Source organism: Mesorhizobium sp. 131-2-1, from assembly GCF_016756535.1.
Taxonomy (GTDB): Bacteria; Pseudomonadota; Alphaproteobacteria; order Rhizobiales; family Rhizobiaceae; genus Mesorhizobium.
Map to the genome: position 1 here is coordinate 2,595,453 of NZ_AP023247.1, position 21,673 is coordinate 2,617,125.

General features: G+C 65.3%; 19 protein-coding genes. 15 read left to right on the plus strand and 4 right to left on the minus strand.

Annotated features, from left to right (window positions below):
* The first annotated feature begins 39 nt into the window (after window positions 1-39).
* The 8 genes from JG743_RS12540 (at window position 40) to JG743_RS12575 (ending at window position 7,547) form a co-directional block, all read left to right on the plus strand.
* On the plus strand, window positions 40-810 hold the full coding sequence (locus JG743_RS12540) for an IclR family transcriptional regulator domain-containing protein (protein ID WP_202300509.1): 771 nt from the start codon (window positions 40-42) through the stop codon (window positions 808-810).
* 147 nt (window positions 811-957) lie between these two features.
* The gene (locus tag JG743_RS12545; RefSeq protein ID WP_202300511.1) at window positions 958-1,683 is read left to right on the plus strand and encodes a GntR family transcriptional regulator; all 726 of its coding nucleotides are present in this window, start codon (window positions 958-960) and stop codon (window positions 1,681-1,683) included.
* 1 nt (window position 1,684) lies between these two features.
* On the plus strand, window positions 1,685-2,722 hold the full coding sequence (locus JG743_RS12550; protein WP_202300513.1) for an ADP-ribosylglycohydrolase family protein: 1,038 nt from the start codon (window positions 1,685-1,687) through the stop codon (window positions 2,720-2,722).
* A complete protein-coding gene (locus JG743_RS12555; RefSeq protein ID WP_202300515.1) occupies window positions 2,719-3,693 on the plus strand; it encodes a PfkB family carbohydrate kinase in 975 nt (324 codons plus the stop codon). Before JG743_RS12550 ends, JG743_RS12555 begins: the two co-directional genes overlap by 4 nt.
* 39 nt (window positions 3,694-3,732) lie before the next feature.
* The gene (locus tag JG743_RS12560) at window positions 3,733-4,794 is read left to right on the plus strand and encodes an ABC transporter substrate-binding protein (RefSeq protein ID WP_202300517.1); all 1,062 of its coding nucleotides are present in this window, start codon (window positions 3,733-3,735) and stop codon (window positions 4,792-4,794) included.
* Window positions 4,795-4,822: 28 nt separating this feature from the next.
* Window positions 4,823-5,692, plus strand: a complete 870-nt coding sequence (locus JG743_RS12565) for an ABC transporter permease (protein ID WP_202300519.1) — start codon at window positions 4,823-4,825, stop codon at window positions 5,690-5,692.
* Window positions 5,692-6,480: an ABC transporter permease gene (locus tag JG743_RS12570; protein WP_202300521.1), complete on the plus strand. Its 789-nt coding sequence runs from the start codon at window positions 5,692-5,694 to the stop codon at window positions 6,478-6,480. Before JG743_RS12565 ends, JG743_RS12570 begins: the two co-directional genes overlap by 1 nt.
* Window positions 6,480-7,547, plus strand: a complete 1,068-nt coding sequence (locus tag JG743_RS12575; RefSeq protein WP_202300523.1) for an ABC transporter ATP-binding protein — start codon at window positions 6,480-6,482, stop codon at window positions 7,545-7,547. The genes JG743_RS12570 and JG743_RS12575 overlap by 1 nt, the downstream gene beginning before the upstream one ends.
* Before the next feature lie 74 nt (window positions 7,548-7,621).
* Here JG743_RS12575 and JG743_RS12580 read toward each other — a convergent pair whose 3' ends face one another.
* Together JG743_RS12580 and JG743_RS12585 are read right to left on the minus strand one after the other, a co-directional pair.
* Complete coding sequence (locus JG743_RS12580) at window positions 7,622-9,103, minus strand: HAL/PAL/TAL family ammonia-lyase (RefSeq protein WP_202300525.1); 1,482 nt, start codon at window positions 9,101-9,103, stop codon at window positions 7,622-7,624.
* Entirely contained in the window at window positions 9,100-10,101 is a 1,002-nt protein-coding gene (locus tag JG743_RS12585; protein ID WP_202300527.1) for an ornithine cyclodeaminase family protein, read from the minus strand. The genes JG743_RS12580 and JG743_RS12585 overlap by 4 nt, the downstream gene beginning before the upstream one ends.
* A gap of 113 nt (window positions 10,102-10,214) precedes the next feature.
* Here JG743_RS12585 and JG743_RS12590 point away from each other — a divergent pair, with 113 nt between their 5' ends.
* The 7 genes from JG743_RS12590 (at window position 10,215) to JG743_RS12620 (ending at window position 19,583) form a co-directional block, all read left to right on the plus strand.
* Window positions 10,215-11,663, plus strand: a complete 1,449-nt coding sequence (locus JG743_RS12590; protein ID WP_202300529.1) for a DHA2 family efflux MFS transporter permease subunit — start codon at window positions 10,215-10,217, stop codon at window positions 11,661-11,663.
* Between the two features lie 285 nt (window positions 11,664-11,948).
* A complete protein-coding gene (locus tag JG743_RS12595; RefSeq protein WP_202300531.1) occupies window positions 11,949-12,935 on the plus strand; it encodes an ABC transporter permease in 987 nt (328 codons plus the stop codon).
* Between the two features lie 70 nt (window positions 12,936-13,005).
* Window positions 13,006-14,031: a sugar ABC transporter substrate-binding protein gene (locus tag JG743_RS12600; protein ID WP_202300534.1), complete on the plus strand. Its 1,026-nt coding sequence runs from the start codon at window positions 13,006-13,008 to the stop codon at window positions 14,029-14,031.
* Between the two features lie 73 nt (window positions 14,032-14,104).
* Complete coding sequence (locus tag JG743_RS12605) at window positions 14,105-16,228, plus strand: ABC transporter permease (protein WP_202300536.1); 2,124 nt, start codon at window positions 14,105-14,107, stop codon at window positions 16,226-16,228.
* Window positions 16,225-17,280, plus strand: coding sequence for a hypothetical protein (locus tag JG743_RS12610; RefSeq protein ID WP_202300538.1), 1,056 nt, complete (start codon window positions 16,225-16,227; stop codon window positions 17,278-17,280). Before JG743_RS12605 ends, JG743_RS12610 begins: the two co-directional genes overlap by 4 nt.
* Window positions 17,280-18,776, plus strand: coding sequence for a sugar ABC transporter ATP-binding protein (locus JG743_RS12615; protein ID WP_202300540.1), 1,497 nt, complete (start codon window positions 17,280-17,282; stop codon window positions 18,774-18,776). Before JG743_RS12610 ends, JG743_RS12615 begins: the two co-directional genes overlap by 1 nt.
* Before the next feature lie 399 nt (window positions 18,777-19,175).
* Window positions 19,176-19,583, plus strand: a complete 408-nt coding sequence (locus JG743_RS12620) for a carboxymuconolactone decarboxylase family protein (protein ID WP_202300542.1) — start codon at window positions 19,176-19,178, stop codon at window positions 19,581-19,583.
* A gap of 39 nt (window positions 19,584-19,622) precedes the next feature.
* On the opposite strand, the gene JG743_RS12625 is transcribed toward JG743_RS12620, so the two are convergent.
* Together JG743_RS12625 and JG743_RS12630 are read right to left on the minus strand one after the other, a co-directional pair.
* Complete coding sequence (locus JG743_RS12625; RefSeq protein ID WP_202300544.1) at window positions 19,623-20,510, minus strand: amidohydrolase family protein; 888 nt, start codon at window positions 20,508-20,510, stop codon at window positions 19,623-19,625.
* Window positions 20,510-21,646: a vWA domain-containing protein gene (locus JG743_RS12630; RefSeq protein ID WP_202300546.1), complete on the minus strand. Its 1,137-nt coding sequence runs from the start codon at window positions 21,644-21,646 to the stop codon at window positions 20,510-20,512. Before JG743_RS12630 ends, JG743_RS12625 begins: the two co-directional genes overlap by 1 nt.
* Window positions 21,647-21,673 lie beyond the last annotated feature (27 nt).

Genomic DNA, 21,673 nt, shown 5'->3' on the forward strand with positions numbered 1-21,673 from the left:
CGAGTCAATCCCGACGCGGCAGTCGTTTGTGGGGATCAAATGGAAGACGAAGGCGCTTCGCGTGACCATGTCGGCTCGCTGGAACGCGGGCTCGCGGTCATGGAGATCCTGGCCCGCCACCCGGCCGGCATGACGCTGACCGAGATGGCGGAGGAGGCGGGCCTAACGCGCGCCGGCGCCCGCCGCTTCCTGCTGACGCTGACTGCGACCGGCTACGCCACGCAGTCGGGTCGGCTGTTTTCACTGTCGCCGCGCCTGCTGACCGTCGCGCGGACCTGGCTCGGCGGCGCGTCGCTGTGGACCTTCGCGGCGCCGATCATGCGTGAGGTGGCGGGGCAGTTCGACGAAGCCTGCAACGCGGCGGTGCTGTCGGGCGAGGACGTCGTCTACGTTGCCCGCATCCCCGGCCGCCGGATCTTGAGCGTTGCGCTCGACGTCGGCACCAGGTTGCCCGCCTACTGCACCTCCATGGGGAGGGTGCTGCTCTCCGGTTTGGATGCGATTGAACTGAAGGCCTTCCTCGCTGCGGCAAAGATCGAGCGGCGGACGCCGAAGACGATCATCAGCCGTGCCGCGCTCGGCAAGGCGATTGACGTGGCGAGGGCGGCAGGGTTCGCCATCGTCGACGAGGAATTGGAGCTTGGCCTGCGTTCGATCGCCGTGCCGATCAGCGACCGAACCGGCCATATCGTCGCCGCCATCAACGTCTCGACCCAATCGGCCCGCTTCTCCGTCGATGCGATGGAGCGCGAAATCGTGCCGTCGCTGCGCAAGGCAAAGCTGCGCATCGAGGAGTTCTTCTTCGTCTGAGCGACTCCGACGGCTTCTGCCATCAAATTCTGGAGGCAACCAGCCGGTCCACAGCTGGATAGGCTGCTGTCAGGCCTGGGCCGTTGACGTCGCCTTTCAAATGCAGTATTGAACAGGATTATACAGGTTCACTGAACAGGTATCGATATGGCCCGTCGCGTTGCGCAGCTTACTCCCGGCACGGGCAAGCCCGAGCAGATCGCGACAGTGCTGGAGCATGAGATCCGCTCCGGCGTGCTGGGCTTCGGCGACCGCCTGCAGAGCGAGAACGAGCTCGTCCAGCGCTTCTCCGTCAGCCGCAACACGGTCCGCAAGGGGCTGGAAGAACTGTCGAGCCGGGGTTTGATCACCACCAGGGTCGGCATCGGCTCCTTCGTCACCTTCGACGGCATGCCGGTCGATGACGCCATCGGCTGGTCGCGGGCGCTCGCCAATGCCGGCGCCAATGCCGAGACGCGCACGCTGCGGCTCGAAGTCATCGAGGACGCAGACCTCGCCGCCAGGCTCGGCGTCGACAATCCAGCCTTCATCGCCGTCGATCGCGTTCGCAGCAATGCCGTTGACGGCCACGCCATCTCGATCGAGCGCAGCCGCCTGCCGCTATCGCCGGAACTGGAAGACGTGCCGTTGCGCGGCCTGCGCGAAGGCTCGCTGCACCAGACTTTGCGCGGGGCGGGGCTCGTTCCCGATCATGGCGAGGAATGGGTCGACATCGAGATGCTGAGTGCCGAGGACGCCACCATCCTAGACTGCGCGCCGGGCACGCCGTTCCTGCGCACGCGGCGCCTGACGCGCGCTGCCGACGGCCGCGCCATCGAATTCGTCACCAGCCTGCTCAATCCGGCGCATTTCGCCCTTCATCTGGAGTTTTGAGATGACGGACACGGCCGGGATGATCGACCGGGCGACAAGCGCGCTCATCGGCGGCGCGCTTGGCGACGCGCTGGGCATGCCCACGCAGCTCTTGTCGCCCGACCGCATCGCCGCGCTCTACGGTCATGTCGAGGATTTCGTCGCGCCCGCCGCCGACCATCCGGTGTCAAAGGGCCTAGTTGCCGGCACCATTACCGACGATACGGAACAGGCGCTGCTGCTCGGCCGCATCTTGATCGAGTCCGGCAAGCGCTTCGATCATGCGCGCTGGGTCAACGCGCTGCTCGATTGGGAGCGCGAGGTAAAGGCGCGGGGCAGCTACGATCTACTCGGCCCGTCGACCAAGCGCGCCATCGACGCCATCAATGGCGGCGTCCCGCCCGAGGAAGCCGGCAGCGGCGGCGACACCAATGGCGCGGCGATGCGCATCGCGCCGGTCGGCATCATGATGCCGCTGGCTCCGCTCGACGTGCTGGTCGCCAAGGTGGCGGAAACCTGTCGTGCCACGCACAACACCTCGATCGCCATTGCCTCGGCTGCAGCGGTCGCGGCGGCAGTCAGCAGCGGAGTCTCAGGCGCAGACTGGCGCGCGGCTTGCGAGCGCGCCGTGATGGCAGCGCGGCTCGGAGCAACGCTCGGGCACTGGGTCACCGGCGGCGATATCGCCACGCGGATCGCCTGGGCGCAGGACCTCGTGCGCGGCAAGACGGAGAAAGAGGCGATCAGGCTGATTGTCGATCTGGTCGGTACCGGCGTCGCCAGCCAGGAATCCGTTCCGGCGGCGTTTGCCGTGCTGGAGGTTGCGCAAGGCGATCCCTGGCGGGCCGCCGTCATCAGCGCCAATCTCGGCGGCGACACCGACACGATCGGCGCCATCGCCGCCGGCATGGCTGGGGCCGCGGCCGGCCTGTCGCGCCTGCCGCAGGATCGCATCGCGAAGTTGCACGGCATCGATCTCACCGAGGTTCGCGTGCTGGCCGCCGATCTCGTCGCGGCGCGGCAGGCGAAGATCCGCTCCGGCAAGGAGGCAGCCGCATGAACGGACGGCTCGTCCATGTCGGCAGCGCGGTGGTGGACTATGTCTACCGCATCGACGCCTTGCCGGCGCCGGGCACGGAAAAGACCGCGTCGAGCTATGCACGGGTTGCCGGGGGCGGCTTCAACATGATGGTCGCGGCGCGCCGCACCGGCATGACAGTGGTGTACGGCGGGCAGCTCGGCACCGGTCCTGACGGTGACTTCCTACGCGCCGCCTTCGCTGCCGAAGGCATCAGGACGCTGACGCCGCCGTCGCCGTTGATGGACAGCGGCAATTGCGTCGCCATGATCAGTGGCGACGCCGAACGGACCTTCGTCTCCTGGCCGGGCGCCGAGAGCCGGCTCACCCTCGACATGATGGCTCCCGTCAAGGTGACGCCTGGCGACTGGGTGTTCGCGTCAGGCTATACGCTCAGCTATCCCGGCAGCCGCGATGCGCTCGCCGACTGGATCGAGGCGTTGCCTGCGGAAATTGCTTTCGTCTTCGATCCGACGCCGGTGATAGCCGAGATTCCGCGCCCGGTTCTGGACAGGGTGCTGGCGCGCACGACCTGGCTGAGCTGCAACACCAACGAGGCGGCAGAGATCGCAGGCGCCGGCGATGCGCAGACGGTGGCGATCCGGCTGCTCGCCAATCACTGTCCGAAAGCGGAAGGCGTCGTCATCCGCGCCGGCGCGCAAGGCTGCCTGGTGCGGCTGGCCGAAGGCGGCATAAGGGTCATACCCGGCTTCGAGGTCGACGCGATCGACACCAACGGTGCCGGCGATACCCATATCGGCGCCTTCGTCAGCGCCCTGTCGCGCGGCATGCTGCCTTGCGAAGCGGCCCGCTATGCCAACGCGGCGGCGGCCCTTTCCGTCACCCGCCACGGCGGCTCGTCGGCGCCGTCCGATGAAGAAATCCAGCAATTCCTTGCCCTTCGCGATCAAGCGGCGATCGCACAGGACCGGGAACAAGAGGCCACAACTTAACAAGCCCGCAAACCGGGCGAACAATGAGAGGAAGAAAACATGCGCGTGCCCAGACTGACCGCTTTTCTGACGGCGACAGCCGTCTTCGCTTCGACATTCACCCTCGCCGCCAATGCCGGCGAAGTGCACGTGCTCAACTGGAAGGGCTACGGCGCCGACGAGCCGTGGGCGATCGCCGCCTTCGAGAAGGCGACCGGCAACAAGGTGGTCAACGACTTCTTCAACTCCGAACAGGAAATGCTGACGAAGCTCAGGACCAATCCCGGCCTCTACGACGTCGTCATGATCAATGCCGCCTTCAACGACCAGGCGATGGCCGGCAAGCTGATCCAGCCGATCGACGTATCGAAGCTTCCCAACTACGCCGACATCAGCAAGGACAAAGCCGGCTCACCGATGCTCAACCATGACGGCAAGGTTTATGGCGTGCCGTGGGTCTGGGGCCTGACCGCACTGGCCATCAACGAGAAGTCGTTCGACAAGCCGCCGACGAGCATCGCCGAGATGTGGGACCCGGCGCACAAGGGCCGCGTCATCATCCGCGACGACGCCGTCGAGGCGGTGCAGTTCGGCGCCATTGCCAGCGGCCAGAACATCAACGACATCAAGGATATGGAAGCGGTCAAGACGAAGCTCACCTCGCTGATGCCGCAGATCAAGACCTTCTGGAGCTCGGAGAACGACTGGAACCAGATGGTCGCCTCCAACCAGATCGACATCGGCACCTACTGGAGCGGTTCGGCCGACCGCGCCAAGACGCATTTCAAGCTGCCGGTCTCACTGGTCATCCCGCAGGAAGGCGCTGTCGCCTGGCTCGATGCCTTCTCGATCCCGGCCGGCTCCAAGAATGTCGAGGGCGCCGAAGCCTTCATCAACTACATGATCGATCCAAAATTCTACGTCGAATGGGTCACCAAGGTCGGCGCGCCGGTTTCGGCCAACACCAAGGCGGTCGAGGCGCTGCCCGAGGATGCCTTCAACCGCAAGGTCATGGGCGATCCCGAGGTCGCCAAGCGCATCCAGTTCCAGGCGCCGGTCACCGACGAGCAGCGCGAGAAATACCTGGCGCTCTGGCAGGAGCTGAAGGTCGACGTGAAGTAGTCGGCGTCTTTCGGGGAGGAGAGGCAAAATGGCCAACCAGCTTGCGATCGGTTCGCGCCGCGGACTGAAGCCGGCCCTGCCGCTTCTCCTTCCCGCCTATCTGTGGCTGACGGTGGCGATCTTCCTGCCGCTGTCGGCCATGGTCTTCTTCTCCTTCATGACCGACCTGCCGCTGGCCGGGAAGGAATGGGCGTTCACGCTCGACAACTACGCGGCCTTCTTCTCGCAGAGCCTTTATCTGACGCTTCTGCTCGCGTCGCTGCGGCTCGGCCTCGAGGTGACGCTGTGGTGCGTCGTCATCGGCTATCCGGCGGCCTATGTGCTGGCCAAGGTGCTGAAGGGGCGCAGCCGCGAGGCGATCTTCCTGCTGGTCATCCTGCCGTTCTGGTCGAACGGGCTGGTACGCATCTTCTCCTGGGCGATGGTGCTGCGCGAGGGCGGCATCCTCGACACGGCGCTCAACGCCGTGCTGCCGTTCAAGATCAATATCGACCTTATGTATTCCTATCCGGCCGTCATCATCGGCCTGGTGCACTCCTACGTGCCCTACATGGTGCTGACCTGCTACCTGACGCTGCAGGCGATCGACGATTCGCTGATCGAGGCGGGCCGATCGCTCGGAGCCTCGCGGCTGCAGGTGCTGAGGCGCGTGATCATCCCGCTGTCAATGCCCGGACTGGTGGCAGGTGCGGCGCTGATCTTCGTGCCGGTCGTCGGCTCCTTCATGGAGCCGCGCATCCTCGGCGGCCGCACCGGCACCTTCTACGGCACGGTGATCGAGGATCAGTTCGTCGCCGTCTTCAACTGGCCGCTGGGCGCGGCGTTGTCCTTCATCCTGCTTGCCGTGGTGCTGGTGATCCTGGCGGCGGTATCGCCGGTGTTGAGGAGGGCCGCCTGATGGCGACGACACGCATTCTCGAATGGCTCGGCCGGTTCTACATCGTCCTGCTGCTCGCCTTCCTCTATCTGCCGATCATCATCATGGCGCTGATGTCGTTCAACGTCTCGCCCTTTTACCAATTGCCGCTCGAGTGGACGACGGACTGGTACGCCTCGCTCTGGCAGAACGACCAGCTGATTTCGGCGACGTGGAACAGCATCGAGATCGCGGTCATCACCACTATCATCTCGACCGTACTCGGCTCGGCCGCCTCGCTGGCGCTCTACCGCTATGAATTCCCAGGCAAGAAAGTCCTGCAGGCGCTGCTCTTCCCGCCGATCGCCATTCCGTGGCTGATCACCGGCACGGCGATGCTGATCTTCTTCTTCGGCATCGGCATCGGTCGCGGGCTCGTCGCCATCCTGCTCGGTCACGTTGCGCTGGCGCTGCCCTATGTGATCGTCGTCGTCTCGGCCCGGTTGCAGACCTTTGCGCAGGAGCTGGAGGAAGCGGCGCGCTCGCTCGGCGCCAACCAGTGGCAGGTGACGAACCGCGTCACGCTGCCCTGGATCATGCCCGGCGTGATCGCCGGCGGACTGTTCGCCTTCGCCGTGTCGTTCGACCAGTTCGTGGTCTCCTATTTCCTATCGACGCCTGGCCAGACGACGCTGCCGGTCGAAATCTATGCGGCGATCCGCAAGGGCTTCACGCCCGAGATCAACGCGGTGTCGACGATCATCATCGTGGTGTCGATGGCGCTGATGCTGCTCACGGCGCGCTTCTTCAAATTCGGCGGAGAGAAATAATGGCAGGCGTCCAGGTAGCGAACGTCTCCCGCAGTTTTGGCGCGCACCGGGCGCTGGACGATGTCTCGATCGATTTTGCCGATGGCGGTTTCTATGCGCTGCTCGGGCCGTCGGGCAGCGGCAAGACCACGCTGTTGCGGCAGATCGCGGGTTTCGATTTTCCGGACACCGGCCGCATCGCCATCGGCGGCGAGAGCGTCGAGCGCGTGCCGGTCGAGAAGCGCCGCATCGGCATGGTGTTCCAGAACTATGCGCTTTTTCCGAATATGAGCGTCGCCGACAATGTCGCCTTCGGCCTTTCGGTGCGCGGCGAGGCCAAGGCGAAAATCGCGACTGAGGTTCAGCGGGCGCTCGACCTCGTGCAGCTCGGCAAGCTCGGTGGCCGCCGGCCGCATCAGCTCTCCGGCGGCCAGCGGCAGCGCGTGGCGCTGGCGCGCGCCATCGTCACCAAGCCGCGCGTGCTCTTGCTCGATGAGCCGCTCGGCGCGCTCGACAAGGCGCTGCGCGTCGACATGCAGATCGAATTGAAGCGCATCCAGCGCGAAATCGGCATCACCACCATCTTCGTCACCCACGACCAGGAAGAGGCGCTGACGATGAGCGACCGCATCGGCATCCTGCGCGACGGCAGGCTGGTGCAGGAAGGCCCGCCTGAGGAGATCTACGACCGGCCGCAAAGCGAGTTCGCCGCGACATTCCTCGGGGATGCCAACATCTTTCGCGGCGACGCCACCGGCAACGGGATCCGGTTGCCCGACGGCACGACGATCAATGCCTCGTCAGGCCCCTCGTTGGCGGTCGGCGCCAAGGCAAGCTGCGCGGTGCGGCCGGAGCGCATCCAGATCTCTACCGGTTCCGGGAGGTCTGAGGCAGGCAATGCCAATACGCTCAAGGGACAGGTGTCCAAGCGCATCTTCGCCGGCAACAACAGCACCTATTTCGTCGAGCGGGACGGTCAGACGCTGAAGGTGATCGTGCAAAACACCGGTGCCGAAAGGCCGGCTGAAGGTCAGCCGGTGGTGCTCAGCTGGTCGCCGGACAGTACTGTGCTGATCGCGGCGGGCTAATCGACGCCGTCGGGCGGTCATCTGAAGCGTGTCGCGCTGACGCCGATTCAAGCAACGCGGCTAACTCCTTGTTTTCAGGCCTGCCATGAGCCGTCGGCGAGCGCGGCGTGGAGCGCGTTGGCGTTGGCCCCGAGCGGCCTGTCTTCCTTGAGCGCCGGCACGTGCGTGCGGACAGCCGCATGGATGACACCCGTTGCCGGCGCCAGCGCGATCCCTTCACGCAGGTCAACGGCCTGGGCCGCCGCCATCAGCTCCAGGGCGATGAGGCGTCGCCACAGCACGATCATGTCTGCGCTTTTCGAAACCGCCAGAAGCGTTTGCGTTGCGTGATCCTCAACGCCTTCGGAGACCGGAATATAGTCGAGCATCACGGGATTGGCTTTGTGGCGGATGGCGGCCAGGATCGCCGCAACAGTCTTCTGCAGAGGCACGAAGCCGGCGGAGGCGCCGCCGACCGGCGACAGGTATTTGGGCAGGCCGTTGCGGCCCGAGCCGGTGAGCTGGATGAAGCGAGCGGCAGAGGCAGCCGCGCATTGAGCGATTGCCAGGCCAAGCGTCTCGAAGGCCAGCGCCAGCGATGCGGTGTGAAAATTGCCGGTCGACATCACCAACGCATCATCAACGAGCACCAGCGGGTTGTCCGCGGCGGCGTTGAGCTCGATCTCGACCGCCAGCCTGGCATGATCGATCGCCTGGATCAGCGCTCCGTGGATGGAGGGCATGCAGCGGATCGACAGCGGATCCTGTAAGGTCGTCGGCGTCGTTTCCCGGTCGCGCGCGAGCAGGTCGCGCAGCGTCCTTGCCGCCAGCAGCTGGCAGGCCGCAGGCCGCGCGACCTGCAGGCGCGGATCGAGGATGGTGCGGTTGGCCCCAAGCGCTTCCATGGTCAGTGCGCCGGCCTGTTGCTGTTGTTCCATCGCCGACAGCGCGTCGACAAGCGCCAATGCGCCGGTGCCGGTGGAGACCGCCGAAGCATTGATCAGCGACAAGCCGTCCTTCGGCGCCAGGCTGACCGGAGGGAGGCGCGCCATCATCAGCGCCTTGGCCGACGGCATGCGCCGGCTCTGGTAATCGGCGTCGCCTTCGCCGATCAGCGTGTGGGCGATCGCCGTCATCATCACCAGGTCGCCGGCGCCGATCGAGCCGAGCGCCGGCATCACCGGATGCACGCCCGCGTTGAGCGCTTCGACCAGCGCCGTGAACACATGCGGAGACAGGCCGGAGCCGCCCGCTGAAAGCATGGCGATGCGGGCAAACATCACCGCCCGCACGAGCTGGATGGGCAATGCGTCACCCACCGCGGCGCCGCGCCCGTCGAGAAGCTGGCGCTGGAAGGCGCCGGCGTCGCCCTCGACGGCGGTGCCGAGGTTGGCGCCGAGCCCGGTGTTCAGCCCGTAGATCTGCTGGCCGGCGGCGGCAGCTTCATCGAGGACTTTGCGCGCCTTGGCCAGGTGTTCCATGACGGTGGGCGTGACCTCGACCTTGGCCGCATTGCGCGCGGCGGCCGCCACATCCTCGATGCTGACGCCGGCGCCGGTGAGGACGAGCGGGCTCATGCGAAGCGCAGCCTCTGGCCGATGCCTTGCGCGCCGGCCTTGGCCAGCATCGCCTTGCCGAGCGCGATGTCGGAGAGCGACAGGCCGCGATGCCAGAACAGGATCGTCTCGCCGTCACCCTGGCGGCCGGGCTTCAGGCCGGCGGCGATCTGGCCGAGCTCGGCATGCAGCGTCGCCTCGCTCAGCCGCCCGGTTTCGACATGGGCGCGCAGCGAGCCGAACTTGCCGCCTTTGCACTGGCCCCAGTCGTCGACGACGATCTTCCCCATGATGTCGGTCAGGGACAGCTCCACCGCGCTCATCGTGCCGTAGGGCACGACCAGCGCGCCCGGCTTGATCCATTCGGTCTTGAGCAAGGGTTGCGGCTCGTTGAGGCGGGAGGCCTCGACGACGATGTCGGCACCCGCGACGCAGCTCTTCCAGTCGGCAACCGCCGTGACTTTCTTGCCGAGGTCGGCCGACAGTTTCGCGGCGAAGCTGTTGCGGCTTTCAGGCCGGCGCGAATGGACGCGGATCTCGTCGAAGTCGAAGAGATGATCGAGCAGGCGCACATTCCAGTAGGCGGTGCCGCGCGCACCGATATGGCCGAGCACCTTCGATGTTTTCTTCGCAAGGTGCTTTGCGCCGATGGCGGTGACGGCGCCGGTGCGCATGCCGGTGATGACGGTGGCGTCGAGGATGGCGCGTGGCGTGCCGGTGCGCGGATCGAACAGATTGAGGATGCCGAACTCGGACGGCAGCCCGTGCAGGTAGTTGTCGACATAGTCGCCGACGATCTTGACGCCGGCCGCGTCGAGCGGCGCAACGTAGCCGCGCAAAACATTGAAATGGCCGTGGAAAGACGGGTCCGGCTCGAGATGGACGCGCGGCTCGATCACCGTCTGGCCATGGCCCTGGGCAACGAGGCCGGCCTCGACCGCGCCGATTATCTCGGCATCGGTCATCGCCAGCGCCTCGATGTCGAGGGCGTTGAGATAGTCGATATAGATGGGCTTCATCCCACTTTTCCCTCTCAAGCCCTACTCTCCCATAGCAGGCGGCGAGCCACCACGAAAGTTTGTTGGATAAACTCTGGACGGGACTGGCTCTATGCTGTTCAAACCGTTCCGTCATGACCAGCATCCCCGACAATCAAGCCTTGTCCCAGCCGCCGACGGCGATGCCGGCGCGTCAGGCACGACGGGTGGCGCTGATCGTCGCTGTCGCCTTCTTCATGCAGCTTCTGGATTCGACGATCATCTCGACCTCGCTGCCGCAGATGGGCCAATCCTTCGGCGTGCCGGCCGTGGCGATGAGCATCGGCATCACGGCCTATATGTTGACGATGGCGGTGTTCGTGCCGCTGTCCGGCTGGCTCGCCGACCGTTTCGGCGCGCGCAACGTCTTCCTTGCGGCCATCGCCCTGTTTACGCTGGCCTCGATCGCCTGCGGCTTCTCGCTGAGCCTTTCGCAGTTCGTCGCGGCCCGCGTGGTGCAGGGCCTGGGCAGCGCGCTGATGACGCCGGTCGGCCGCATCCTGGTGCTGCGCAACGCCTCGAAGTCGGAGCTGATCGCCGCCACCGCGCTGATCACCTGGCCGGCGCTGTTCGCGCCGGTGGTGGGCCCGGTGCTTGGCGGCTTCATCACCACCTATCTCTCCTGGCACTGGAACTTCTTCATCAACATCCCGCTCGGCCTGGCCGGCCTGCTGCTGGTCGCCCGCTTCGTTCCGGGCGAGCGTGAAGCCGAGACCAGGCCGCTCGACTGGCCGGGATTCGTGCTCACCTCGTTCGCGCTCGCCGCGGTGCTTTATGGGCTGGAGCGCATCGCCCATCCCGAGGACGGCGCCTTGCCGAGCCTGGCGCTGATCGCCGCCGGCGTGCTGATCGGCTGGCTGGCGGTGCGGCACCTGTTGCGCACCCCGCACCCTCTGCTCGACCTCACCGCATTCAGGGTCCTGACCTTCGCCATCTCGACATTGTCGGCCGGGACGATTTTCCGCGTGTCGATCAATGCGACGCCTTTCCTCCTGCCCCTGCTGTTCCAGGTCGGCTTCGGCTTGCGGCCGGTCGATGCGGGCATGCTTGTCCTAGCCTATTTCCTCGGCAATCTCGGCATGAAGGCGGTGACGACGCCGACGCTGAGGCGCTTCGGGTTCCGCCGCGTGCTGCTCGTCAACGGCCTGATCGCCTCGCTCGCGGTGATGGCCTGCGCGGCGATCTCGCCGCAGACGCCGCAAGTGCTGGTGGTGGCGCTGATGCTGGTCGCCGGCCTGTCGCGCTCGATGCAGTTCACCGCGCTCAACACGCTGGCTTTCGCCGACATCTCGGCCGCGCAGCGCAGCTCGGCGGCGACACTGTCCAGCATGCTGCAGCAAATATCGATGCTGTTCGGCGTGGCGGTCGCGGCGGCGGTCCTCAACCTGTCGCAAATCGGCAGAGGCGCAAGCGGGCTGGATCTCGTCGATTTCCGCATCGCCTTCCTCATGGTCGGTGGAATCGGCCTGGTGGCCGTCTTGCGCTTCCTGGTGCTGCCGCCGACAGCGGGCGCGGAGGTTTCAGGCCATTCGCCGGGGAATTGACATCCGGATCTTGCGCCGATCGCGGGGATAAATTCCGCCTTCGCCTTTGGTCTTGGAGGGCGCGTTTCGCCGAAGGTGACCGCAGCGGATCGAATTGGCAAAAGTGCTGTATTTTCGGGCTATTGCACCAGCTGGCGCAATCGATGCGGCCACTTCGCGAATAGAAGCGCAAAGCGGATTTCCGGACGCGGATTCATTTGACGAGCCGGTGTTGAGCCGATTAGCTTTCGTTTCGTATGGCAAGGCGCGAACACGCGTGTCCGCCGGGGCGAAAGACACCGCATAATGAGCAGGATCGGCTGGCCTGATTGGAGGCGCCTGAACCAGGAGGGCATTGTCTTTGCCATCGCGGTCGTGCTGTTCGCCGCCGCGGCCAGCGGCCTGCCCGGGTTCATCGATCCGAACAACCTCGTCGCCATCGTCCGCTCTGTGTCGGTGCTCGGCATACTGGCGCTCGGCATGGCGGTCGTCATCATCGGCCGGGGCATCGACCTGTCGGCCGTGGCGATCATGGCCATGTCGGTCGCCTGGTATCTGCAGCTCTTGAATTCCGGCACGTCCGACGGTCTGGCGCTTGTCTATGTGCTGGCGGGCGTCCTCGCCATCGGGCTGCTCAACGGATTTCTCGTCGCCTATGCCGACGTGCCGGCGATCTTCGTGACGCTCGCCACAGGCTCGTTCGTCTTCGGCTACGTACGCTCGCAGCTGATCATGCAGGATGCGGTGCCGGTGCCCGACGGGCATTGGGTGCAGCTGCTCGGCGGGCTGCGCTTCCTTGACATACCGGTCGAGGTGTTCGTCTTCGCTGGGCTCGCTTTCCTGTTCTTCCTGTTCCTGCGCTACACGAAATGGGGCCGCTTCGTCTATTTCGCCGGCGACAACCCGGTTGCCGCGCGCAACATCGGCATTCCGGTGCGCCCGATGCTGGTGCTGCGCTATGTGCTGTCGGCCTTCGTCGCGCTGGTCGCCGGCCTGCTGACGGCGGCGAGCCTGCACTCGATCAACACCCGCGTCGTCAATTCGACGCTGCTCTACGATATCGTGCTGGTGGCGGTGATCGGCGGCATCGGGCTTTCCGGCGGGCGGGGCGGGGTGCGCAACGTGCTGGTGGGGGCGGCGCTGATCGGCATCCTGCTCAATGCCATGACCATCATCGACATTCCGCTGCTCTACCAGAACCTGATCAAGGCCGCGATCCTGCTGGCCGCGATCATCGTCGACGGCATCATCAACCCGCGCGACGAGCAGACAGCGCAACAGGGCGACATCTGAACCAGCAACGGCCGGCCGGGCCGGTCGTCGACGAGGCACGACCAAAGACGACCAAACCAGAGGATGTGACATGAAACTGATCAGAACATTGATGGCCGCGGCCACGGCACTTGCCGTGACCATGTTCGCAGTCCCGAGCTTTGCCGCCGAGGATCCGGGTCCCGCCGCCTATCAGCAGGCGCTCAAGGGCAAGCGCGTGATGCTCATTCCGATGGCGATGGGCTTCGACCTTGCGCAGGGCTGGGCGCACTATCTGAAGAAGGAAGTCGAGGCTTGGGGCGGCACGTTCGAGACGCGCGATCCGAACTGGGTGGTCGATGCCGGCGCGCAGGCGATCACCGACGCGATCTCCTCCGACGCCAGGCCGGACGTGCTGATTATCCATTCGCCCGATCTCAACTCCTACGCCAAGCTGATGAAGAAGGCGCAGGCCGCCGGCACCTATGTGCTTTTGGTCGACAATCCCGCGAATTTCCCCGCCGACGCCTTCGTCGGCAGCGACTGGGACCGGCTCGGCCAGCTCGAGGCCGAAGCGGCGATCAAGGGCTGCGGCGAGAATTCTTCCAAGAAGCTCGGCCTGGTGCAGGGCGACCAGGCGAACTCCTCCAGCCTCTACCAGTATGCCGGCATCATGAAGGTGCTGGAGAAGCATCCCGACTTCCAGGTCGTCGCCAAGCCCGATTCCAACTGGGACGCGACCACCTCGCGCAACGTGACGACGACGATGCTGCAGCAGCATCCCGACATCTGCGCCATCATCGACTTCTGGGACGGCGATGCGACCGGCGCCTCGGCCGCCATCCGCGACGCCAAGCTCGAAGGCAAGGTGTTCCTGGTCACCACCGGCGGCGGCGAAAAGACGGCCGACTGCGACAAGCTGCAAGACGGCACCTATGGCGCCGTGGTGATGACCGATCTCGCCCGCCAGTCGGGCGATATGAATGCCCTCATCAAGTTCCTGCTGCAGAGCGGCCAGCCGGCCGGCACCTCGCACAGCTACATCTACACGCTGGAGAAGGCGACGACCAAGGCCGACCTCAAGCCCGACAGCTGCTGGGATTTGAAGGCGCTGCAGGCCGAAGCGGCGGCGAAGTAAGCCGCTCCGTCGACAGGCATCAACGGGATGGCCGGATCGTCCGGCCATCTCTTTCTCCTGCAACAGTGATCAGATGTCCTTCCGTGAACGCCTCCAGTCCTGGCGCTACAATCTCGTGCCCGACCATGTGGTCGGCGAGATCCTGACCAAGCGCTGGACCGACAATGCCATTCCGTTTCTGGCGCTGGTGGTGACGCTGAGCATATTCGGCTCGGTCATCCAGGGCTTCTTCAAACTCACCTCGCTGCAGGAATCGACCCGCCAGCTCGGCGAGTTCTCGCTGGTGGTCACCGGCATGACGGTGGTGATGCTGGGCGGCGGCATCGACCTCTCGGTTGGCTCGGTGTTCGCGCTGTCCTGTTTTTCCGCCGTCTACATCTTCTTCATCCTCGAGCAGTCGGTGTGGCTGGCGCTGGTGGCGGCGCTCTGCACCGGGCTCGTGTTCGGCGCCATCAACGGCTACCTGGTCGGGTATCTCAGGCTGCGCGCCTTCCTGACCACGCTGGTCACCTTCATTTTCGGGCGGGCGCTGTTCGACATCCTCGTCACCACCTACGCCGCCGACGTGCAGCTTTCCTCGGCGACCTCCGAGGTGCTCGACTTCATCGGCGACGGCACCTTCTGGAGGCTCTCGGTTTCGGTGTGGGCGGCGATCATCCTGGCGCTCATCACCCATATCGCGCTGACGCGCTCGCGCCCCGGCTGGCACGTGCTGGCGGTTGGCGGCTCGCGCCGCTCGGCTCACAATGCCGGCATCCGCGTGCGCCGCACCGTGTTCATGACCTATGTCTTCTCCGGCTTCTGCGCCTCGCTGGGCGGCTTCCTGATCGCATGCCGGCTGAGCGGAGCTGGGCCAGGCACCGGCCTCAACCTCGAGATCATGGCGCTGACGGCGGCGGTGGTGGGCGGCGTCAGCCTCGGCGGCGGACGGGGCTCGGTGGTCAAGGGGCTGATGGGCGCAATCATCGTGCTCACCATGACCAATGGCCTGATCCGGCTCGGCTACGGCACCGGCACCAACCAGATGGTGCTGGGCATCATGCTGGCGGTCGCCGTCACAATCGACATCCGCTGGCTGAAGAACCGCCACAAGGTGCTGAACGAGGTCTATGTCGCGCCGGTTTATCTCAGGATGGGTGAGACCCAGTCGGCCGCGCCCGGTTCCGGCACGCCCTACGAGCTCGACAACAGGTTGTCGGAAGCCGATCACATCGGTTTGGGTGAGCTGGAGGGGCCGGAAGACGTCATCCTCGACCGCGACGACCATCTCTACTGCGGCACGCGGCACGGCGAGATCGTCCGCTTCTTCGCGCCCGACTACAAGCGTTCCGAGGTGTTTGCCCATATTGGCGGCTTCCCGCTGGGGCTCGCCTTCGACGAGGCAGGCAATCTGATCAGCTGCGTCGGTGCGATGGGGCTTTATTCGGTGTCGCCCGAGCGTGCGGTCAAGCGCCTGTCGGCGGAGACGTCGCGCTCGTGGACCTCGATCGTCGACGATGCCCGCCTGCGCGATCCTAATGATTGCGACATCGCGCCTGACGGCCGCATCTATTTCACCGATTCCACAAAGCGCTACGACGCGCATGACTGGGCGCTGGACTCGATCGAGAACCGCGCCACCGGCCGCCTGCTGGTATACGATCCGAAGGATGGTTCGACCAGGACGCTGCTCGATGGCTACCGTTACACAAACGGCGTCTGCATGGCGCACGACGACAAATCGCTGTTCTTCGCCGAAAGCTGGGCCTGCCGCGTGCATCGCTACTGGCTGGAAGGGCCGAAGGCCGGTACCGCCGAATGCGTCATCCGCGACATGCCGGGCTATCCGGACAACATCAATCGCGCCTCCGACGGCAATTACTGGATGGCCTGGCTCGGCATGCGCACGCCGAGCTTCGACCTCTCGCTGCGCCACCCCGACATGCGCAAGCGCATGACCCGGCGCCTGCCGCAGGACGAGTGGCTGTTCCCCAATATCAACACCGGCGGCGTGGTGAAATTCAACGAAAAGGGCGGCATCGTCGAGGCGCTGGGCGACCTTTCGGGCGCCGCGCATCCGATGGTCACCTCGATGCGCGAGCACAAGGGCCATCTCTTCGTCGGCGGCATCCTCAACAACCGCGTCGGCCGCTACAAAATAGCGGGCGCCGATCCGGACTGGACCAGCCCGGCCTCCTATTGGGGGGCAAGGCCATGATCCTCGATCCGGCGCTTGATCTCTTCCGCGGCAAGGCGGTGACCATCCCGCCGCTCGACGGCGCCTTCCGCCCAAACACGCGCCTCGACGATGCGTCGGCTTTTGCCGCGCTGACCGAGCCCGACAATCTGCTGGCCACCGGTGACAGGCTGCTTGCCTCCAGCGGCAACGCGGTGTTTTCGATCGCCGAAGGCGCCGAGCCCATTCTGGTCGAAACCTTTCCGTCTCCGGTCACGGCGCTGGCGCTGTCGCCGGCCGGAGATCTCACGGTCGGGCTGGAGAACGGCCGGCTGCTGATCGCCGGCAAGAACGTCGAGCTGCCCGCGGAAATCCGCTGCATCACGGCGCTCACCTATGGAGCCGACGGCACGTTGTGGCTGACCAACGGCTCGGCCAGGCATGCGCCCTCAGAGTGGGCGGCCGATCTGATGAGGAAGGGCGCCACGGGTTCGCTGTGGAAGCGCGACGCGAACGGTTCGACGTTCCGCAAGCTCGCCGGCGACATCGCTTTCCCTTACGGGCTTTTCCCGGTCGGCGGCGACGTGCTGGCTGCCGAAAGCTGGCATCACCAGCTCGTCCGCTTCGACGGCGCCAGCGGCAGCCGTTCGGTGGTCCTGGCGCAACTGCCCGGTTATCCGGCGCGGCTTGCGCCGGCGGCCGATGGCGGGGCCTGGCTTTCGCTGTTTGCGCCGCGCAACCGGCTGATCGAATTCGTGCTGCAGGAGACCCACTACCGGCAGGACATGATCGACCAGGTGCCGCCGGCCTACTGGATCGCGCCGGCGCTCGCCTCGAACCGCAGCTTCCTCGAGCCGCTGCAGTGCGGCGGCATCCGCACCATGGGCATCCACAAGCCATGGTCGCCGAGCCGCTCCTATGGGCTTGTGGTGAAGCTCGACCGCGAGATGCAGCCACAGTTCAGCCTGCACAGCCGCGCCAATGGCAGCCGCCACGGCGTCTGCAGCGTGGCGGAGAAAGACGGCCGGCTGTTCGTGGCCTCGAAGGGCGGCGATTGCGTGCTCGCGCTCGACGTTGGTCCGGGAGGTTTCTGATGGACCCGATCGTTCGGCTCGAGAACGTCACCAAGACCTACCGCGGCGTGCCCGCGGTCAAGAACGTCAGCTTCGATCTCAGGAAGGGCGAAATTCATGCGCTACTCGGCGAGAACGGCGCCGGCAAGTCGACGCTGACCAAGATCATCGCTGGCGTCGTCGACGCCACCTCCGGCAGGATGTTCCACAAGGGCGTCGAGACGGCCTATGCCTCGCCGCATGCAGCACTCGACGCCGGCATCGCCATGGTGTTCCAGGAGACCAGCCTGGTGCCGTCGATGACGGTGGCGCAGAACCTCTATCTCGGCACCGAGAAATTCCTCAACCGGCTGCGCGGCACCTACATTTCGGCACAGCAGTTCCTGCAGTCGCTGAATTTTCCTGTCGATCCCAACGCCATGGTGGCGACGCTGGGCGCGGCCAAGCGGCAGATGGTCGAGATCGCGCGTGCCGTCCACCACAACGCCGAGATCATCATCTTCGACGAGCCGACGGCGTCGCTGACGCCGGAAGAGAAGCGCCACTTCTTCGCGCTGATCCGGCGGCTCAAGGCGAACGGCGTCTCGATCGTCTTCATCAGCCATGCGCTGGAAGAGGCGCTGATGATCGCCGACCGCATCACCATCCTGCGCGACGGCGAGCTGGTGATCACCGACGACACCGCGGCTTTCGACCGCGACAAGATCGTCGCCGCCATGGTCGGGCGAACCCTGTCGGGGCAGATCTACCGTCAGCGCGACGAGGCGAGGCTGCGCAAGGCCGGCAGGAAGGTGCTGTCGGTGCAGGACATCTCGATGAGCAATGTCGTGCGCAACAATTCCTTCTCGATCTTCGAGGGCCAGATCACCGGCGTGTTCGGCCTCATCGGCTCCGGTCGCACCGAGACGTTCAAGATCGTGTCCGGCATCTACAAGCGCGATTTCCTGCGCGGCGGCGCCATCGAGCTCGACGACCGGCCGGTGCGCTATCTGGTGCCGGCGCAAGCGGTGGCCGACGGCATCGTCTATGTCACCGAAGACCGCAAGAGCGAAGGCATCTTCGAGACGATGGGAATTGCCGAGAACCTGTTTGGCGGGCTTTTGGCGGCGGGCCGCGAGACGGCCTGGGTGATCAACCAGCAGGAGATGCGAGCGCTCTCGGCCGAATGGACGAAGACGTTGAACATCAAGGCGATCAACCACAATGCGCGCGTGGTCGAGCTCTCCGGCGGCAACCAGCAGAAAGTGGTGATAGGCAAGGGGCTGGTGCAGCGGCCGCGCATCGTCATCCTCGACGAGCCGACGCGCGGCGTCGATGTCGGCGCCATCGCCGAGATCCACCAGATCATCAACCGGCTGGCCGACGAGGGGCTCGCCGTCGTCGTCATCTCCTCCTATCTGCCCGAGATCATGAACCTTTCGGATCGCATCCTGGTCTGCCGGCAGGGCCGCATCGTGGAGGAGTTCTCGCCGGCGGAGGCGACGGAGGAGAAGATCATGTACGCGGCCGTGCACTAGAGCTTAGCGTAGAGGCCCTGACGTGTTCGATGGTCGTTGGAGCATGCTTTGGAGATTGGCCGAAACGCCCACCGCTTCGTCATCCTGGGGCGAAGCAAGGAGCGAAGCGACGCGGCGCAGACCCCAGGATCCATGCCGTGAATATTAGGCGCCGCTACGGTGCAGAATTCTGCTCCGCTACACCCCCTCGCGCGAGGTCACGGCATGGATCCCAGGGTCTCCGCGACGCCGCTTCGCGGCTGCTTCGCCCTGGGATGACGAGGCTGAGGTGCTTCGGCCAACCCTCCGCGGTCGCGTGCTTTCCAGCGCCAAAAACTGAATCAGACAAACCCATTAGCCGTCTATGCTCGACGGTTGATTCAACGACCTAGTCTATTGATTCAAACGAAAGGAAACGCGATGACCACCACGAGACTCCTGAGCGACGCCGAGGTCGAAAAAATTCCGGCGGTCAAGGCCGTGTTCGACGACATCCGCGCGACGCGTAAATCCGACTTCGTCAACAATTTCTGGCGCGGGCTGGCCAACGATCCTGTGTCGCTGAAGCGGGTGTGGGAGCAGCTCAAGGTGGTGATGGTGTCCGACGGCGCCATCGATCCGCTGACCAAGGAGATGATCTACATCGCGGTCTCGACCGCCAATGGCTGCTCCTACTGCGTTCACTCGCATACCGCCGCGGCACGCGCCAAAGGCATGACAGACGCGCAGCACAGCGAGTTGGTGTCGATCATCGGACTGGCAGGCCAGACCAACCATCTGGTCACTGCGATGCAGGTCCCGCTCGATCCGCAGTTCGAGGTGAAGTGACCTTCCCCTTCTCCCACAAGTGGAGAAGGAGAGGCTGCGCTACTCGGGCCGATAAACCCTTTCTGCCGTGTTCCAGAAGATATCCGCCTCCGCCGCCGCGCCGTGCTTGGCCACCGCCGCGCGGTGCGCCTTGATCAGCTCGGCATGGCTGGTCCAGAGCTTCTCGATCGGGAAGTTCGAGCCGAACATCAGATGGTCGCTGCCGAGGATGTCGATTGCATTGTCGACGATGTAAGCGACCAGCGCCGGATCGTTGCGGTGGACGAAGGTGCCCAGGCCCGAAAGCTTGGCGTAGAAATTGGGCGCGGCCGAGAGCGTGCGCAAGCCGGCCTTCCAGGCCTCGGTGGTTTCCGGCTCCATCCCGGTCAGCATGCCGGCGTGGGTCAGGACAAAATTGGTCTCGGGGTTTTCGCCGACCAGCGTCAGCCCGTCCTTCATCTGCGCCGGGAAAAGCTGCAGGTCGAAGCAGAGCCCATAATCCTTGAGCCGCGCCACATTGGAGCGCACCTTGGGGTCGATCACCTGGTCGGCTGAAGCAGCGAAGCGGAACGCCGGCGTCTCGTGCCAGTGCAACTGCATGCGCACGCCGCGCAGCAGTTTGTATTTTATCAGCCGGTCGATCTGCGGCCGGACATCGTCCACCGTCATATCGGCATAGCCGACGATGGCGTGCGGCCAGCTGGTTTCGTCAGCGGTCTTCTGCAGGAAGGCGACTTCCTTCTCGAAATCCTCCTTTGCCCAGTTGGTCTGGACGTAGACGGCCTTCTCGACGCCGGCGCCTTTCTGGTCATCGAGGAATTCCCCGATCGGGTAGTCGCGGCGGATCGGCTCGTACGGGCCGAAGATGCGCGGAACCATCGGTCCGACAAGCCATGGCTGGTCCTTCTGGCGCCAGATGTGGAAATGCGCGTCGATCGCCTTCTGCATCACGCTACCCTTTTCCAGATGGTCTCGGCCGCCGGGGCGGGGCGGGCAAGCGACAGGATGACATCGCTGAGGCTCTTCACCGAAGAACCGTCGACTAGGTCGTCGAGCAGCGGCAGGATAGCGCGAAGCGCAGCCGTCGCCGGGTGAAAGCGCGGATCGCCGGCAAGCGGTGTCGCCAACGAAAGCCGGAAGGCGCGGGCGCTGAGGCGGCGGATCGCGGTTTCGAGGTCGGAATGGTCGCCGCGCTCCAGTGCGTCGGACAGGATCACGACCGCCGCGCCGCGTGCGAAGGCGGAGAAGCGCGGCACTGAAAGGAAGGCGAGCAGCGTCGGACCCATGCGCGTGCCGCCGTCCCAGTCGTCGACCAGTGCCGCAGCCCGAGCCAGGGCCTGGTCGCGGTCGCGGATGCGCAGCGCCGAGGTAATGCGGGTCAGCCGCGTGCCGAAGGTGAAGACCTCCGCGCGGTTCGCGCCTTGCACGGCGGCATGGGCCAGCTTGACGTAGTTGGCGGTGTGCAGCTTCATCGAGCCGGAAACATCGATGAGCAGCAAGAGCTTGCGCGGCACGAGCTGACGGCGGCGCAGCAGCGGCGAAGGAATGTCGCCATCGGCGCTGACGATCTCGCTCAGTGAACGCCTGAGGTCGAGCGTGCCGCGCGAACGGGTGCGGATCGTACGGAAGGAGCGGCGGGCGGGCAGGGCGGAGGCGAGCTTGCGGCCGAATGCGCCGAGGCCGTCGCCATCACGCTGGAAGTCGCGATTGCTCAGCTGCTCAAGCGCCGAGGAGAGTTCGCCGCCCTTTTCCTCTCGCGCCGGTCCGTGCTCTTCCTCGCGCGCGCCGCGGTCCTCCTTGATCCGGGTTTCGTCATCCTCTTCTCCTTCGATGGAAGGATTGGCGTCGCCATAGAAGTAGCTGCGGAAATGCGTCTCGAATTCTTCGCGGTGATCGGGGGAGGGGGCAAGCGTTGCGAGCGCTGCTTCGCGAATGTCGTTCATGGAGCGGGGGCCAAGCAGGGTCACGGCCTGCATGAAGCTGGTGGCTTGCTCTGGGGCAATGGCGAAGGCGTGATGGCGTAGTAGCATAGCAAAGCCGAGGAACGGCGCAGCGGCGCGGGGCAGGTTTTCTGCACGCCTCATTCCTTCGCGCCCCCCTCTGTCCTGCCG